The following is a 1,745-nucleotide window of genomic DNA, read 5'->3' on the forward strand; positions in this document are numbered from 1 at the left end:
GGACGCGCGCGTCGAGCCGGCCGCGCTGCCATTCGCGCGTCGCGGCCAGCAGCCGGTCGATCGGCCGCAGCAGGAACAGCCGGCCGCCGATGCCGGCGGCGGCGAGCGAGACCAGCAGGCCGGCGACGATCAGGGCGATGCCGCGCCGGGTCGCGGCGTCGATGGTGGCGAAGGCCGCGGCCCGGTCGATGCCGACCAGCACGAACAGGTCCAGCTCCTCCGACCGCATCGGCACATAGCCGTAGATCCGCATCGTGTCGTCGATCGCGCCGCTGGTGACCGACCCGGCCTGCGGCGAGCCCAGCAGGTCGAGGAACTTGTTCGGCAGCTGCTTGCCGACCCAGGGCGTGTCCGGCCCGGGCAGGCGCGACATCACCACCCCGGCGCGGTCGGTGATCATGATCACGGCGTTGCGCGATTCGGTGTCGATGTTGATCGCCGAGGCCATGGCGTCGACGCTGAGCGCCGCCACCACGGCGCCCTGGAAGACGTCGCCGTCGAAGATCGGATAGGCGACATGCAGCACCTTCTCACCGACCGCGTCGGTGGTGGCGAAGCCGCCGACGGCGAAGCCGCGGATCTCCCGCGCCCGCTGGAAGAAGCCCTGATGGCCGACCGAGACCGAGATCGCCGCGGTGTGGTTGGCGCCGCACAGCAGGTTGCCGTCGGCGTCGACCACGGCGATGGCGTTCAGGCTCGGCACCTCCGACCGCAGGTCGTCCACCACCTCGGTGCAGCGGCCGCCCTGGCCCTCGCGCACCGCCGGCACCCGGGCCATCGCGGCCAGCAGCTGGCGGATGCCGTCGACGATGCGGAACTGCGCCCCGGCGGCGACGTTGGCCAGGCGGATGGCATCGTCCTGGATCTCGTTGGTGCGGGCGATGCGCAGCGCATATTCGTTGTAGCCCTGCAGCGCGATCCCCGGCGCGACGGCCAGGCCGACCAGCAGGAACAGGCGCGACAGCAGATTCATCGCGACGGCAGCCGGCAACGGCCAGGGACGGGACGGCCCGACCTGCCCACCTTCATGACCCCAGCCTGCAGGCTGATTCTCGCCGCCCCCACATCATCGGCCCCATCCTGAAGCGAGCCCCGCCCGATTCCAACCGGCATCTCCGCCGCACCGTCGCTGCCCGGCCGGCGTGGCGGCATGCGGGCGGGTTCTACGACAGCGGCCTTGGAAAAGCCATCGCCAGGCCCCAAAGTGGTCACCGCCGGGCACGGGAACAAACCGTTGCACGGCCCGTTTTGCAACGGTGAAGTGCCCGGCTGCAACCGGCGCTTGAGCATGGAGACGACGACGATGTTCAAACCCACCATGATCGTGCTCGCGGCCGCGCTGGCCCTTGCGGCGTGCGGTCGTGATACGGGCGGCCGGGCCCTGTCCGGTGGCCTCCTCGGCGCGGGCGCCGGTGCCGGCATCTCCGCCCTGACCGGCGGCAATGCCGCCACGGGCGCGCTGATCGGCGGCGCCGTGGGCGCGGTCGGCGGTGCGGCGACGAGCTGCCGGACCATCAACCTCGGCGGCCGCTGCTGATTTCAGCGCTGCCGGAGGATGCGGGTCGCCGGAGATCCCGGCGCCCGCCTAAAATTTAAATCGATCGGGGACAGAGTCGCCTCTGTCCCCGTTTGTTTTGGGACCGCACCCGATCCCGCGCCCCAAGCGATGCGCAACCAACGGAGCGAGGAACAGACATGGCCACGCGGAACCTGGACCAGGAGCTCGACACGCTGCGCGCCGATCT

At 71.1% G+C, this 1,745-nt stretch carries 2 protein-coding genes; one reads left to right on the plus strand and one right to left on the minus strand.

Annotated features, from left to right (window positions below; all coding sequences use genetic code 11):
* The coding region (locus P409_RS33530; RefSeq protein WP_430515679.1) for a PDC sensor domain-containing protein at positions 1-973 on the minus strand (973 nt) is incomplete at its 3' end.
* Positions 974-1,288: 315 nt separating this feature from the next.
* Between P409_RS33530 and P409_RS33535 the strand changes: the two genes are divergently transcribed.
* Positions 1,289-1,537 (plus strand): hypothetical protein, encoded by a 249-nt coding sequence (locus P409_RS33535; RefSeq protein WP_238578835.1) that lies wholly within the window; start codon positions 1,289-1,291, stop codon positions 1,535-1,537.
* Positions 1,538-1,745: the final 208 nt, after the last annotated feature.

It is taken from the genome of Inquilinus limosus MP06 (assembly GCF_000767795.1).
GTDB classification, from domain to species: Bacteria; Pseudomonadota; Alphaproteobacteria; order DSM-16000; family Inquilinaceae; genus Inquilinus; species Inquilinus limosus_E.